16 protein-coding genes are annotated in these 14,530 nt (G+C 55.7%); 11 read left to right on the plus strand and 5 right to left on the minus strand.

Going from position 1 to position 14,530, the window contains the following annotated elements:
* Positions 1 to 55 precede the first annotated feature (55 nt).
* The 9 genes from thpR to panD all read left to right on the plus strand — a co-directional run bounded on the left by thpR (position 56) and on the right by panD (position 6,994).
* On the plus strand, positions 56 to 610 hold the full coding sequence (gene thpR / locus M2422_RS10700) for an RNA 2',3'-cyclic phosphodiesterase (protein ID WP_033144659.1): 555 nt from the start codon (positions 56 to 58) through the stop codon (positions 608 to 610).
* A complete protein-coding gene (gene sfsA, locus M2422_RS10705; RefSeq protein ID WP_033144658.1) occupies positions 600 to 1,304 on the plus strand; it encodes a DNA/RNA nuclease SfsA in 705 nt (234 codons plus the stop codon). Before thpR ends, sfsA begins: the two co-directional genes overlap by 11 nt.
* Before the next feature lie 176 nt (positions 1,305 to 1,480).
* Positions 1,481 to 1,936 (plus strand): RNA polymerase-binding protein DksA, encoded by a 456-nt coding sequence (gene dksA, locus M2422_RS10710; protein WP_001155232.1) that lies wholly within the window; start codon positions 1,481 to 1,483, stop codon positions 1,934 to 1,936.
* A 59-nt stretch (positions 1,937 to 1,995) separates the two neighbouring features.
* On the plus strand, positions 1,996 to 2,886 hold the full coding sequence (gluQRS, locus tag M2422_RS10715) for a tRNA glutamyl-Q(34) synthetase GluQRS (RefSeq protein WP_064673248.1): 891 nt from the start codon (positions 1,996 to 1,998) through the stop codon (positions 2,884 to 2,886).
* Between the two features lie 42 nt (positions 2,887 to 2,928).
* Entirely contained in the window at positions 2,929 to 4,326 is a 1,398-nt protein-coding gene (pcnB, locus tag M2422_RS10720) for a polynucleotide adenylyltransferase PcnB (RefSeq protein ID WP_072210735.1), read from the plus strand.
* Positions 4,323 to 4,802 (plus strand): 2-amino-4-hydroxy-6-hydroxymethyldihydropteridine diphosphokinase, encoded by a 480-nt coding sequence (gene folK, locus M2422_RS10725; RefSeq protein ID WP_033144656.1) that lies wholly within the window; start codon positions 4,323 to 4,325, stop codon positions 4,800 to 4,802. The genes pcnB and folK overlap by 4 nt, the downstream gene beginning before the upstream one ends.
* A 123-nt stretch (positions 4,803 to 4,925) precedes the next feature.
* Entirely contained in the window at positions 4,926 to 5,717 is a 792-nt protein-coding gene (gene panB, locus M2422_RS10730) for a 3-methyl-2-oxobutanoate hydroxymethyltransferase (RefSeq protein ID WP_014882600.1), read from the plus strand.
* Positions 5,718 to 5,728: 11 nt separating this feature from the next.
* Positions 5,729 to 6,580, plus strand: a complete 852-nt coding sequence (gene panC, locus M2422_RS10735; protein WP_259140704.1) for a pantoate--beta-alanine ligase — start codon at positions 5,729 to 5,731, stop codon at positions 6,578 to 6,580.
* 33 nt (positions 6,581 to 6,613) lie between these two features.
* Positions 6,614 to 6,994: an aspartate 1-decarboxylase gene (gene panD / locus M2422_RS10740; RefSeq protein ID WP_006810068.1), complete on the plus strand. Its 381-nt coding sequence runs from the start codon at positions 6,614 to 6,616 to the stop codon at positions 6,992 to 6,994.
* Between the two features lie 3 nt (positions 6,995 to 6,997).
* On the opposite strand, the gene M2422_RS10745 is transcribed toward panD, so the two are convergent.
* From M2422_RS10745 to M2422_RS10760, 4 genes are all read right to left on the minus strand, one after another.
* Positions 6,998 to 8,245, minus strand: a complete 1,248-nt coding sequence (locus tag M2422_RS10745) for a polysaccharide deacetylase family protein (protein ID WP_045355167.1) — start codon at positions 8,243 to 8,245, stop codon at positions 6,998 to 7,000.
* A gap of 62 nt (positions 8,246 to 8,307) precedes the next feature.
* Entirely contained in the window at positions 8,308 to 8,748 is a 441-nt protein-coding gene (locus M2422_RS10750; protein ID WP_033144654.1) for a PTS sugar transporter subunit IIA, read from the minus strand.
* Between the two features lie 104 nt (positions 8,749 to 8,852).
* Entirely contained in the window at positions 8,853 to 9,623 is a 771-nt protein-coding gene (locus M2422_RS10755) for an ABC transporter permease (protein ID WP_023310428.1), read from the minus strand.
* Complete coding sequence (locus M2422_RS10760; protein WP_032660633.1) at positions 9,620 to 10,546, minus strand: ABC transporter ATP-binding protein; 927 nt, start codon at positions 10,544 to 10,546, stop codon at positions 9,620 to 9,622. Before M2422_RS10760 ends, M2422_RS10755 begins: the two co-directional genes overlap by 4 nt.
* Positions 10,547 to 10,653: 107 nt before the next feature.
* Here M2422_RS10760 and can point away from each other — a divergent pair, with 107 nt between their 5' ends.
* Complete coding sequence (can, locus tag M2422_RS10765) at positions 10,654 to 11,316, plus strand: carbonate dehydratase (protein WP_008501947.1); 663 nt, start codon at positions 10,654 to 10,656, stop codon at positions 11,314 to 11,316.
* 62 nt (positions 11,317 to 11,378) lie between these two features.
* On the opposite strand, the gene hpt is transcribed toward can, so the two are convergent.
* Entirely contained in the window at positions 11,379 to 11,915 is a 537-nt protein-coding gene (gene hpt / locus M2422_RS10770) for a hypoxanthine phosphoribosyltransferase (protein WP_008501948.1), read from the minus strand.
* 208 nt (positions 11,916 to 12,123) lie between these two features.
* Between hpt and M2422_RS10775 the strand changes: the two genes are divergently transcribed.
* The gene (locus M2422_RS10775; RefSeq protein ID WP_059445810.1) at positions 12,124 to 14,514 is read left to right on the plus strand and encodes a glucose/quinate/shikimate family membrane-bound PQQ-dependent dehydrogenase; all 2,391 of its coding nucleotides are present in this window, start codon (positions 12,124 to 12,126) and stop codon (positions 14,512 to 14,514) included.
* Positions 14,515 to 14,530 lie beyond the last annotated feature (16 nt).

Raw genomic sequence — 14,530 nt, forward strand, 5'->3', positions numbered from 1 at the left:
AACATTAGTCGGCGTACATTGTAGCATCGGCGCATATCATTACCGAGTCCTCCGTATGCCTGAGTCGAAACGGCTGTTTTTTGCCATTGAATTGCCCACCACCATACAGCGTCAAATTGTTCGCTGGCGCGCCGATTGCTTTTCGCCGGAAGCGGGCCGCCCTGTCGCGGCGGCCAACCTGCACCTGACGCTGGCCTTTTTGGGCGACGTCAGTGCCGAAAAACAGCGGGCGTTAGCCGCAATGGCCGGGCGTATTGCCCAGCCGGAATTTACGCTGCACCTCGACGACGCGGGCCAGTGGCCGCGTTCGCGCGTGGTGTGGCTGGGAACGCGCCAGCCGCCGCGCGGATTGTTACAGCTAGCGAATATGCTGCGCGCCCAGGCGGCGCGCAGCGGCTGTTATCAGAGCCCACAGCCGTTTCATCCACATATCACGCTGCTGCGCGATGCCGGTCAGGCCGTTGCCATCCCGCCGCCGGGTTTTCACTGGGCCTTTCCGGTCAACGCATTCGCGCTTTACGAATCCGTCTTTGCACAGGGACGCACCCGCTATACGCCGCTACAGCGCTGGACGCTGGGCAACACCGAAAGGAATTCTGATGAAGTTTAGTCCTCCCCTGCAGCACGCTACGCTTATCCAACGCTACAAACGCTTCCTCGCCGACGTGATCACCCCCGAAGGGGTTCAGCTCACCCTGCACTGCCCCAATACCGGCGCCATGACGGGGTGTGCGACGCCAGGTGACAGGGTCTGGTATTCCACATCAGAAAATAGTAAACGCAAATATGCCCATACCTGGGAAGTGACCGAAACCCAAAACGGGGCATTTATTTGCGTTAATACCCAGCGCGCAAATCAGCTGGTTAAGGAAGCGCTGACCCTTGGCGCCATTCCCGAACTGGTGGGATATGGCACGCATAAAAGTGAAGTGAAATATGGCGATGAAGGCAGCAGAATTGACTTCATGTTACAGGCGGAAGACAGGCCCGAGTGCTATATTGAAGTAAAATCAGTGACGTTAGCGGAACAGGAAAATGGCTACTTCCCGGATGCGGTAACGCTGCGTGGCCAGAAGCATCTGCGAGAGCTAATGAGTGTTGCGGCGGCGGGCAAACGCGCCGTATTGCTGTTTGCGGTGTTGCATTCAGCCATTGAACGTTTCTCCCCTGCCCGCCATATTGATCCTAAATACGCGCAATTGTTGCATGAGGCACAAAAGCAGGGGGTAGAGGTTTTCGCTTATAAAGCGGAACTTTCTGCCGATAATATGACTCTGAGATCCTCTCTTCCCATTGTCTTGTAAGGGATTAGACGATTGTCGAATAAGTGTTCTGGCCGCGTGCGCAAATACGCTTTTCCTCACAGGCTTGTCAAGTGTTACGTTTAGATAATTGCCTTACGGAAAAGCATCTGCTATTTATAGCGACCTGATTTTTCCCCCAACACGGGGATCGATAGTGCGTGTTAAGGAGAAGCAACATGCAAGAAGGGCAAAACCGTAAAACATCGTCCCTGAGTATTCTCGCCATCGCTGGGGTGGAGCCGTATCAAGAGAAGCCGGGCGAAGAGTATATGAACGAAGCCCAGCTGTCGCACTTCAAGCGTATTCTTGAAGCATGGCGTAATCAACTCAGGGATGAAGTCGATCGCACCGTTACTCATATGCAGGATGAAGCTGCCAACTTCCCGGATCCGGTAGACCGTGCCGCTCAGGAAGAAGAGTTCAGCCTCGAACTGCGTAACCGTGACCGCGAACGCAAACTGATCAAAAAGATCGAGAAAACGCTGAAAAAAGTCGAAGACGAAGATTTTGGCTACTGCGAATCCTGCGGTGTTGAAATCGGTATTCGTCGCCTGGAAGCGCGTCCAACCGCCGATCTGTGCATCGACTGTAAAACGCTGGCCGAAATCCGCGAAAAACAGATGGCCGGTTAATACCAGCGCTGTTTACACACTCCAAAGGCGGGAGTCTCTCCCGCCTTGTTACTGTTGATATGTCTGAATCACACTATATTGGGCGCTTCGCGCCATCTCCTTCCGGTGAATTACACTTCGGCTCATTAATTGCCGCGCTCGGCAGCTACCTGCAGGCTCGCGCCCGCCTGGGAAAATGGCTTGTCCGCATTGAAGATATTGACCCCCCGCGTGAAGTTCCCGGTGCTGCAGACACTATTCTGCGTCAGCTGGAACATTACGGTCTTCACTGGGATGACGAGGTGCTCTGGCAGTCAAAACGTCACGATGCCTATCGGGAACGTCTGGCCTGGCTTCGCGATCGGGGGCTTTCCTATAACTGCACCTGCACCCGCGCGCGTATCCAGAGCGTGGGAGGGGTCTATGACGGCCACTGCCGCACGCTTAATCTTTCCCCGGAAAATGCCGCCGTACGTATAAAGCAGCGCTCCCCGGTGACGCACTTTAACGATCTCCTCTCCGGTGAGATTCATGCCGATGAACGTCTGGCGCGTGAGGATTTTATTATTCACCGCCGTGACGGCCTTTTTGCCTATAACCTGGCCGTGGTCGTCGACGATCGTTTCCAGGGCGTGACGGAAATTGTGCGCGGGGCGGATCTGGTCGAACCGACCGTGCGACAAATATCGCTGTATCACCAGTTTGGCTGGACGGCACCGGACTACATTCATCTGCCGCTGGCGGTCAATGCGCAGGGCTTTAAATTGTCAAAGCAGAACCACGCCCCGGCCCTGCCAGACGGCGATCCGCGTCCTGTTTTGATCGACGCGCTGCGATTTCTCAACCAGAATGTAACCAACGAATGGCAGGATCTGCGTATTGACGAACTGCTGAAAATGGCCGTTGCCAACTGGACGCTCGCGGCAGTGCCAAAAATCCAGCATTCTCAAATGCGTTGCGCTGAGCTATGATTAGCCGCTTTTTTCATAACAAAACACACTACGAGGTGTACCATTTTTACCCGAGTCGCTAATTTTTGCCGCAAAGTGCTAAGCCGCGAAGAGAGCATGGCGAACGATGCTATTGCACAGCCACACATGTCGGTTATTCCGCGTGAGCAGCACACTATTTCCCGCAAAGATATCAGTGAAAATGCCCTCAAGGTGCTCTATCGTCTGAATAAAGCGGGCTACGAGGCCTACCTCGTGGGCGGTGGAGTGCGTGATTTACTGCTGGGCAAAAAACCAAAAGATTTCGACGTGACGACCAGCGCCACGCCTGAACAGGTGCGCAAATTATTCCGCAACTGCCGTCTCGTTGGCCGCCGTTTCCGTCTGGCTCACGTGATGTTTGGGCCGGAAATTATCGAAGTGGCGACCTTCCGCGGCCACCACGAAGCGGGCGCATCCGATCGCACCACGTCACAGCGCGGCCAGAACGGCATGCTGCTGCGCGACAATATCTTCGGCTCTATCGAAGAAGATGCCCAGCGTCGCGACTTCACCATTAACAGCCTTTATTACAGCGTGGCGGATTTCACCGTGCGCGATTACGTCGGCGGCATGCAGGACCTGAAAGAAGGTCTGATCCGTCTGATCGGCACGCCGGAAACGCGCTATCGTGAAGATCCCGTGCGTATGCTGCGCGCCGTGCGTTTCGCCGCCAAGCTCAATATGCGCATCAGCCCGGAAACGGCAGAGCCGATTCCGCGCCTGGCAACGCTGATTAACGACGTGCCGCCTGCCCGCCTGTTTGAAGAGGCGCTGAAGCTGCTGCAGGCTGGCCACGGCTTTGAAACCTACAATCTGCTGCGCGAATACAACCTGTTCCAGCCCCTGTTCCCGACCATTACCCGCTACTTCACCGAAAGCGGTGACAGCCCAATGGAGCGGATGATTGCGCAGGTGCTGAAAAATACCGATACCCGTATTCGCAACGACATGCGCGTCAATCCGGCGTTCCTGTTTGCGGCGATGTTCTGGTATCCGTTGCTGGAAACGGCCCAGCGAATTACCCAGGAGAGCGGGCTTGCCTACTATGATGCCTTCGCCCTGGCCGCAAACGACGTGCTGGACGAAGGGTGCCGTACGCTCGCTATTCCAAAACGTATCACCACGCTGGTACGCGATATCTGGCAGCTTCAGCTGCGCATGTCCCGTCGTCAGGGCAAACGCGCCTGGAAGCTGATGGAGCATCCAAAATTCCGCGCCGCCTTCGATCTGCTGTCGCTGCGTGCTGAAATTGAACGCAACCAGGAGCTGCAGCGCCTGACGCAGTGGTGGGCCGAATTCCAGGTTTCCGCACCGCCGGAGCAAAAAGACATGCTCACCGGGCTGGATGAAGAGCCGGAACCGCGTCGCCGCCATCGTCGCCCGCGCAAACGCGCGCCGCGTCGTGAAGGGACAGCATGACCCTCGCGTATATCGCCATCGGCAGCAATTTAGCCTCTCCGTTGGAGCAGGTGAACGCTGCCGTACAGGCGCTGGGGGAGATCCCGCAAAGCAAGATCGTGGCGGTCTCCTCTTTCTACCGCACGCCGCCGCTGGGCCCGCAGGATCAGCCTGATTATCTCAATGCCGCCGTGGTGCTGGAAACTGCCCTTGATGCCGAAACGCTGCTGGATAACACCCAGCGCATCGAACTGCAGCAGGGACGCGTACGCAAAGCCGAGCGCTGGGGACCGCGCACGCTGGACCTCGACATTATGCTGTTTGGTCACGAAACCATTAACACTGAACGTCTCACCGTTCCGCATTACGACATGAAAAACCGCGGGTTTATGCTCTGGCCGCTGTTTGAAGTCGCACCCGATCTCATCTTCCCGGATGGCATCCCACTCCGGACCATTCTGGACAACCTCAACGCGGAAAGACCCGCCCGCTGGTGATCCGGTTCCCCTGCCTATTAGCCTCAAAATAATTGTGGCTAATCGGTTACCTAAAATCATTGTTCCCCCGAATGTTACTGTTAGAATGCGCAAAGATTCGCTTTTGGGCTATCAGGAAACAGTATGAAACCAACCACCATCTCCTTACTGCAGAAATGCAAACAGGAAAAAAAACGCTTCGCCACCATCACCGCGTATGACTACAGCTTCGCCAAACTCTTTGCCGAAGAGGGTATCAACGTCATGCTGGTCGGAGATTCGTTAGGGATGACGGTACAAGGACATGATTCCACCCTGCCGGTCACGGTTGAGGATATCGCTTACCACACCCGTGCGGTGCGCCGCGGGGCTCCAGCCTGCCTGCTGCTCTCCGATCTGCCGTTTATGGCCTATGCCACGCCGGAGCAGGCATTCGAAAACGCGGCAGCGGTCATGCGTGCTGGCGCTAACATGGTCAAAATTGAAGGCGGTGCCTGGCTGGTGGATACGGTGAAGATGCTCACCGAGCGCGCCGTGCCGGTGTGCGGCCATTTGGGCTTGACGCCGCAGTCCGTCAACATCTTTGGTGGATATAAAGTGCAGGGCCGCGGTGACGCCGCCCAGACGCTGTTTGATGATGCCCTGGCGCTGGAAGCCGCAGGCGCCCAGCTGCTGGTGCTGGAGTGCGTGCCGGTTGAGCTGGCGAAGCGTATTACTGAAGCCCTGTCGATTCCGGTGATTGGTATTGGCGCAGGCAACGTGACCGACGGTCAGATCCTGGTGATGCACGACGCCTTTGGCATCACCGGCGGGCATATTCCGAAGTTTGCCAAAAATTTCCTCACCGAAGCGGGCGACATGCGCGCTGCGGTCAGGCAGTATATTGCCGACGTTGAATCCGGTGTTTACCCGGGTGAAGAACACAGTTTCCATTAAGGAGTCTCGTTGTGCTAATCATTGAAACCCTGCCGCTGCTGCGCCAGCATATCCGTCGCGCGCGTCAGGAAGGTAAACGTATCGCACTGGTCCCGACCATGGGCAACCTGCATGACGGCCATATGAAGCTGGTTGACGAAGCAAGAGCCCGTGCAGATATCGTGGTGGTCAGTATCTTCGTTAACCCAATGCAGTTTGACCGCGCCGACGATCTGGCACGCTATCCGCGCTCCCTGCAGGAAGATTGCGAGAAGCTCAAAAAACGCCATGCGGATATTGTCTTCTCTCCGGCACCGGCGGATGTCTATCCTCAGGGTACCGATGAGGCCACCTACGTTGACGTACCGGGCATTTCCACCATGCTGGAAGGCGCAAGCCGCCCGGGTCATTTCCGCGGCGTATCGACCATCGTCAGCAAGCTGTTCAACCTGGTGCAGCCGGACGTTGCCTGCTTCGGTGAGAAAGATTTCCAGCAGCTGGCGCTGATCCGCAAGATGGTTGCGGATATGGGCTACGATATCGAGATTGTCGGCGTACCGATTGTACGCGCGAAAGACGGTCTGGCGCTCAGCTCGCGAAATGGCTACCTGACCGCGGACCAGCGTAAAATCGCGCCGGGCTTAAGCAAGGTCATGAACACCATGGCAGAACAGCTGCTGGCGAAAGAGTTAACGGCCGAAGAGATTATTGCTCTGGCTGAACAGGCGCTGAACGATAAAGGCTTCCGCGCTGATGATATTCAAATTCGCGATGCCGACACGCTTCTGGAGCTTACACAGACCAGCAAACGTGCGGTCATTCTGGTGGCGGCATGGCTCGGTCAGGCCCGCCTAATCGACAACAAAGTGGTTGAACTGGCGTAGGTTTCTCTACCCGGAAGATGAAAGGTAAACGTAATGATTCGCAAAATGCTGCAAGGTAAGCTTCACCGTGTGAAAGTCACCCAGGCCGACCTGCACTATGAAGGCTCCTGCGCCATCGACCAGGATTTCCTTGATGCTGCGGGCATCCTTGAAAACGAAGCGATTGATATCTGGAACGTTAACAACGGCAAACGTTTCTCCACCTACGCCATCGCCGCCGAGCGCGGGTCTAAAATCATCTCCGTTAACGGCGCGGCAGCGCACTGCGCGGACGTGGGCGATATTGTGATTATCGCCAGCTTCGTGATGATGTCTGATGAAGAAGCGCGCCGCTGGCAGCCGAAAGTTGCATACTTTGAAGGCGACAACGACATGAAACGTACCGCGAAGGCGATTCCGGTTCAGGTTGCATAAGCACTATCCCTGCGGCTGATTGCTGATCAGCCGCGACATGGTCTCCAGCGAATCCGTTCTTAAGATGTACAGGCGTTTCAGTAAGAACGGATTATCCCCCGGCTTCACCTTCCCTTTCACCGTCGTCACCGCCAGATGGAAACCGGCATCATTCGCCGCCTTTATCGCTTTATTGTCGTAGCCGCCAAACGGATAGGAAAGATAGAGCACGCGTGGATTAAACTGCGCCAGCGCGCGACGCGAGCGTTCAAAATCAAACAAAATCACGTGATAGCTGCGGCTCAGTAAAATCGGGTGCTTATACCCATCCACGCGGTGCAGGAAGTGGGTGTGGGACTGAATATCGAACACATCCTGAATCCCCTTAATCTCCTGCACGCTCATAAACTGCAGCGATTTTGGATCCCACTTCTGCGGATGGCCTTTTATGCGGGAAGAGATAATAAACGCGGTTGCCTTGAAGCCGTACTCTTTCAGCACAGGATAGGCATAGCGGCTGACGGATTTCAGGCCATCGTCAAAGGTAATCACCACCGATTTTGCAGGCAGGTTCATTTTGTTACGCACGTACCCTTCAAGCTGATACATCGTCAGGGTGGTATAGCCCTGATCGCGTAGCCAGGCCATCTGGTTGTTGAACGCACGTACGCTTGTCGTTGTGGACGTATGTCGAAAGCGCGTGTTTTCTTCATCACGCAAAATATGATGGTAGGTCAGAACCGGAAGGCCGTTATCTTCCTGCGCGTCCAGGCTGCTGATCCACGCCAGACGATTGCCGATGCGGATTTGGAACCAGGTCTGATTCAGACGGTCTTTCAGTTTATTCAGTATGGGGTAGCGCAGATTGGCGCTTAACGTGCCGAAAGGCGCGCTGCCGCTCGACGGCGCGTTATACACCGGCGTGTCTTTCCAGGTAATGAGGTTCTGATTGCTCAGGGGCTTATTGAGATCCCCGAGGCTGTCCTCGACGCGCTGTTTCCCCTGAACCGGCTCCAGGTGGCCCTTGTCGATAAACCCCGTGCCAAAACCGAAGCGAAATTCGTAGTAGTCCGCCGCCGCGGGCACAACGGCCAGGATCTGCCCGGCGCGCACGTTACCGACGTTGATCACGCTGTTCCCCACCTGCGCCCAGATCGCCGCGTCTTCGGTGGTTTGCATGTACTGGGCAGGCAGCGTGTGCTGACTGAGTAAACTGGCTGAGCTGACGCCGGAAATGAGCATCAATAGCAAGAAAAGAATGCGCGGTAGCATGGTGTCTTAATCGGTGCGGAAAACTGCCGCTATTGTAACAAATGAGACATCAATACCCACGTTTAATTCTTATACAAATCGTGGAGCAGGACGAAGGGAGGATTTTTTTGCTGCTGATGCCACAAGCTGCTGACGCCCGGAACGCCCTGCGCCACGATGGCCTGGCGAAACTCTGCGCTGCTTAAGGATCCACGCTGCGGATACATTAACGCCAGCAGGGAGAAGTTAATACCCGAGATCACTTCACAGCACGCGTGCTTATGACTCAGCAACGCGGCTGCGCGGTAAGGCGCCGCGCCCGATTTATCGGTAAGAAAAATCACGCCATCCCCGGTGTCCGTTTCATGCAGGGCATCGCACATCATGCGGCTCAGCATATTGGTGCTCAACCCGCGCCAGTAGTTTACCGCCCGGCATTGCACCAGCGGGCCAAATCTGGCTTCAAGCTTATCCAGCATTTCCTGCGCCTGTTCATCGTGGCAGGTGATAACCCATCCCAGCATAACTCCCTCCTTAGCAGGCAAGTAGTTTAGCGGAGTGAAGGTTAGCTTACGGTGATAACTGTCAAAGAAAGTGCCCGGCAAACAGAGCGTCGCCGGGCAAAAGATTAGCTGCGCAGCCCGCGTCCGCGCTGGATCAGCGACCAGCAGAGCAGGTAGAAGGCGATGATGAACACCACCAGTACCGCCACCGTGGTAAACAGCGGCACATCGGTGATGCCGAGGAAGCCAAAGCGGAACCCGCTGATCATGTAGACAATCGGGTTCAGGTGCGACAGCGCCTGCCAGAACGGTGGCAGCAGCGTCAGGGAGTAGAACACCCCGCCGAGATAGGTCAGCGGCGTCAGCACGAAGGTCGGGATCAGGCTGATATCGTCAAACGTTTTGGCGAACACGGCGTTCAGCAGACCGGCCAGCGAGAAGAGGATCGCCGTCAGAAGCAGCGTCAGCGCGACAAACAGCCACGAGTGGACCTGGAACGGCACGAAGAACAGCGAAATCGCCGTGACCAGGATCCCCACGCACAGCCCGCGCGCCACGCCGCCGCCGACATAGCCCGCGATAATAACGTGCGTCGGCACCGGCGCGACCAGCAGCTCTTCAATATTGCGCTGGAACTTGGCGCTAAAGAACGACGACGCCACGTTGGCGTAGGCATTGGTGATCACCGCCATCATGATCAGGCCCGGCACGATAAACTGCATATAGGTAAAGCCGTGCATCTCACCAATTCGGGAACCAATCAGGTTACCGAAGATAATGAAATAGAGCGTCATCGTGATAACCGGCGGCACCAGGGTTTGCACCCAGATACGCATAAAGCGGTTGATCTCTTTCGCCCAGATACTTTTCAGCGCGACCCAGTAAAGATGCGTCATGCCTTGTCTCCTTGTTTGTCATGTACCAGAGAGACAAACAGCTCTTCCAGTCGGTTCGCTTTGTTACGCATACTTAAAACCTGAATCCCCTGCGCGCTCAGCTGTGAGAACACGCTGTTAATCCCCTGCTCGCGCAGCACTTCCACTTCCAGCGTTGAGGTATCTACCAGACGATAGTTGTAACCTTCAAGTTTTGGCAGCGCGCTTTTCGCCGCCAGATCGAGAATGAAGGTTTCGGATTTCAGCTTGGAGAGCAGATTCTTCATCGAGGTGTTTTCCACCAGCTCGCCGTTCTGAATGATGCCGATATTGCGGCACAGCATTTCAGCCTCTTCCAGATAGTGGGTGGTCAGAATAATGGTGGTGCCTTTGTCGTTGAGATCTTTCAGGAAGCCCCACATGGAGCGACGAAGTTCGATATCAACACCCGCTGTCGGTTCATCGAGGATCAGCAGCTTTGGCTCGTGCATCAGCGCACGGGCAATCATCAGGCGGCGCTTCATCCCGCCGGACAACATGCGCGCGCGTTCGTTACGCTTTTCCCACAGATCGAGCTGCTTAAGGTATTTTTCGCTACGCTCGAGGGCCTCTTTACGCTCAACGCCGTAATAGCCCGCCTGGTTAACGACAATTTGCTGCACCGTCTCGAATGGGTTGAAGTTGAACTCCTGCGGAACCAGCCCCAGCTGGCGCTTGGCGTTCACCACGTCTTTTTGCAGGTCGTACCCAAAGACGCTCACCCGGCCGGACGTTTTATTGACCAGCGAGCTGATAATCCCAATGGTGGTCGATTTCCCCGCCCCGTTCGGCCCCAGAAGCGCGTAAAAATCGCCGGCCTCTACTTTCAGATCTATTCCGCGTAGCGCCTGAACGCCACCCGGATAGGTTTTTTTAAGCTGCTCAAGCTCCAGTGCAATTGCCATGAAATTAACTTACCTTCAGTTCTTACACACGTTGTGTGGTTTCATTAAAAGTCGGGTTACCCTATAGTAGCGCAACGCAATAACTCGGTTACAGGTCGCTAACCTCCATGAACAACATAGATACACTCATCAGCAACAATGCACTATGGTCAAAAATGCTGGTGGAGGAAGACCCCGGATTTTTTGGAAAACTCGCGCAGGCTCAGAACCCACGCTTTCTCTGGATTGGATGTTCCGACAGCCGCGTACCGGCGGAGCGCCTGACCGGCCTTGAACCCGGCGAACTGTTTGTTCACCGCAATGTCGCCAATCTCGTGATTCACACCGATCTCAACTGTCTTTCTGTTGTTCAGTATGCCGTGGACGTTCTGCAAGTCGAGCACATCATCATTTGCGGCCATTATGGCTGCGGCGGCGTGCAGGCGGCGGTTGAAAACACGGAACTGGGGCTCATTGATAACTGGCTACTGCACATCCGCGATATCTGGTTCAAACATAGCTCACTGCTGGGCGAAATGCCGCAGGAGCGTCGCATGGATACCCTTTGCGAACTCAACGTGATGGAGCAGGTGTATAACCTGGGCCACTCAACGATCATGCAATCAGCGTGGAAACGCGGGCAGAAGGTCTCTATCCACGGCTGGGCGTACGGGATTCACGATGGCCTGCTGCGCAATCTGGAAGTGACCGCCACCAACCGCGAAACGCTGGAGCAGCGTTACCGTTCGGGGATTGCCAACCTTCAGCTTAAGCATGTAAATCATAAATAAAGCCGGGGATTTTCTCCCTCTCCCTGTGGGAGAGGGCCGGGGGTGAGGACATCAGCCCTCGATTACTCGTCCAGCAGTACCACTTTCCCCACATACGGCAGATGACGATAACGCTGCGCGTAGTCAATGCCGTAACCGACGACGAATTCGTCAGGAATCGAGAAGCCCACGAACTCTACCGGCACCTGCACTTCGCGACGGTCAGGTTTATCCAGCAGCGTACAAATCGCCAGAGATTTTGGCTCGCGCAGGCTCAGGATCTCGCGCACTTTTGACAGCGTGTTGCCGGAGTCGATAATGTCCTCAACGATCAACACATCTTTGCCACGAATATCTTCATCCAGATCTTTCAGGATTTTCACATCACGGGTAGTGGACATGCCGCTGCCGTAGCTGGAGGCGGTCATAAAATCGACCTCATGGGGCACATGCACCTCACGGCACAGGTCTGCCATGAACATGAAAGAGCCGCGCAACAGACCGACCAGCACCATTTCGCTGCCGCTGTCCTTGTAATGTTCGGTGATTTGACGACCCAGTTCGGCGATACGCGCTTTGATCTCGGCTTCCGGGATCATCACTTCAACAGTATGTTTCATATTACTAACCAAATGATTTTAGTGAAAATCTCTCAATACGGATGAGTTAATATCCAGCACTGATACGCAAGCCAGCCATTATATCAGCAAATGGATAAGCCTGGCGTATGAGTTATAAAAAGCAAATATTGTGATTCCGATCACACTTGTTAATACCTATAATTAGTTGCTAGCAAATTATTAACAAAAACTGACGAGTACACTTTCTATGGCTGAAACAAACTCTAAACAGCCGCGTCTACTGGTGACATTAACAGCCGCATTCGCAGCCTTCTGCGCGCTGTATCTGTTAATCGGTGGCGTCTGGCTGGTCGCTTTAGGCGGCTCCTGGTACTACCCGATTGCGGGTCTGGTTATGGTTGCCGTAACCGTCCTGCTGTTGCGTAGAAAACAATCTGCACTGTGGCTGTATGCCGCCCTCCTTCTTGCCACCATGATCTGGGGCGTCTGGGAAGTCGGGTTCGACTTCTGGGCACTGACGCCGCGCAGCGACATCCTGGTCTTCTTCGGTATCTGGCTGATCCTGCCGTTCGTCTGGCGTCGCCTGATTGTGCCGTCCAGCGGTGCGGTGGCGGGCCTGGTTGTTGCCCTGCTGATTACCGGCGGCATTCTGACCTGGGCCGGTTTTAACGACCCACAGGAGATCAACGGTACGCTGAACGCAGAATCCACGCCTGCTGCGGCTATCTCGCAGGTCGCTGACGGCGACTGGCCTGCGTATGGTCGTAACCAGGAAGGTCAACGCTACTCTCCGCTGAAGCAGATCAACGCGGACAACGTTAAAAACCTGAAGGAAGCCTGGGTATTCCGTACCGGCGATGTGAAGATGCCGAACGATCCGGGCGAGCTGACCAACGAAGTGACGCCGATTAAAGTCGGCAACATGCTTTATCTGTGTACGGCGCACCAGCGTCTGTTCGCGCTCGACGCGGCCACCGGTAAAGAGAAATGGCACTTCGATCCGCAGCTGAATTCCAACCCGTCCTTCCAGCACGTCACCTGCCGCGGCGTCTCTTACCACGAAGCGCGCGCCGATAATGCCAGCCCGGAGGTCATTGCCGACTGTCCTCGCCGCATTATGCTGCCGGTGAACGATGGTCGTCTGTTCGCCATCAATGCCGAAACGGGCAAGCTGTGTGAAACCTTTGCCAACAAAGGTATCCTGAACCTGCAGACCAACATGCCGGACACCACGCCGGGTCTGTATGAGCCAACCTCACCGCCAATCATCACCGATAAAACCATCGTGATTGCCGGTTCGGTAACGGATAACTTCTCCACGCGTGAAACCTCCGGCGTAATCCGTGGTTTCGACGTGAACACCGGTAAACTGCTGTGGGCCTTCGACCCGGGCGCGAAAGATCCCAACGCGATCCCGTCGGACGAGCACACCTTTACCTTTAACTCGCCAAACTCCTGGGCGCCAGCGGCGTATGACGCGAAGCTGGACCTGGTCTATCTGCCAATGGGTGTGACCACGCCAGATATCTGGGGCGGTAACCGCACGCCGGAGCAGGAGCGTTATGCGAGCGCTATCGTGGCGCTGAACGCGACCACCGGTAAGCTGGCATGGAGCTACCAGACCGTTCACCACGATCTGTGGGATATGGATATGCCGTCCCAGCCGACGCTGGCGGACATTACCGTTGACGGCAAAACCGTTCCGGTGATTTACGCGCCGGCCAAGACGGGCAACATCTTCGTGCTGGATCGCAGCAACGGTAAGCTGGTTGTGCCAGCACCGGAAAAACCGGTTCCGCAGGGCGCGGCGAAAGGCGATTACGTCAGCAAAACCCAGCCGTTCTCTGACCTGAGCTTCCGTCCGAAGAAAGACCTCAGCGGTGCGGACATGTGGGGCGCCACCATGTTTGACCAGCTGGTGTGCCGCGTGATGTTCCACCAGCTGCGCTATGAAGGCATCTTCACGCCGCCGTCTGAGCAGGGCACGCTGGTCTTCCCGGGTAACCTGGGGATGTTCGAGTGGGGCGGGATCTCCGTTGACCCTAACCGTCAGGTGGCGATTGCCAACCCGATGGCGCTGCCGTTCGTTTCCCGCTTGATCCCACGCGGTCCGGGCAACCCAATGGAGCAGCCGAAAGACGCGAAAGGCAGCGGTACCGAAGCCGGCATTCAGCCGCAGTACGGCGTGCCGTTTGGCGTGACGCTGAACCCGTTCCTGTCGCCGTTTGGTCTGCCGTGTAAACAGCCTGCCTGGGGTTATATCTCCGGTCTGGATCTGAAGACTAACCAGATCGTATGGAAAAAACGTATTGGTACGCCACAGGACAGCATGCCGTTCCCGATGCCGGTTCCGGTGCCGTTCAATATGGGTATGCCAATGCTGGGTGGCCCAATTTCCACCGCCGGTAACGTGCTGTTCATCGCGGCAACCGCAGATAACTACCTGCGCGCGTACAACATGACCAACGGTGAAAAACTGTGGCAGGGCCGTCTGCCGGCGGGTGGCCAGGCCACGCCGATGACCTATGAGGTGAATGGCAAGCAGTACGTTGTCATCTCAGCGGGTGGTCACGGTTCGTTTGGCACCAAGATGGGCGACTACATCGTCGCGTATGCGTTGCCTGACGAAGGCAAATAAAAGCAAAACGGCAACT

Source organism: Enterobacter sp. SLBN-59 (assembly GCF_024807915.1).
GTDB lineage: Bacteria > Pseudomonadota > Gammaproteobacteria > Enterobacterales > Enterobacteriaceae > Enterobacter > Enterobacter asburiae_B.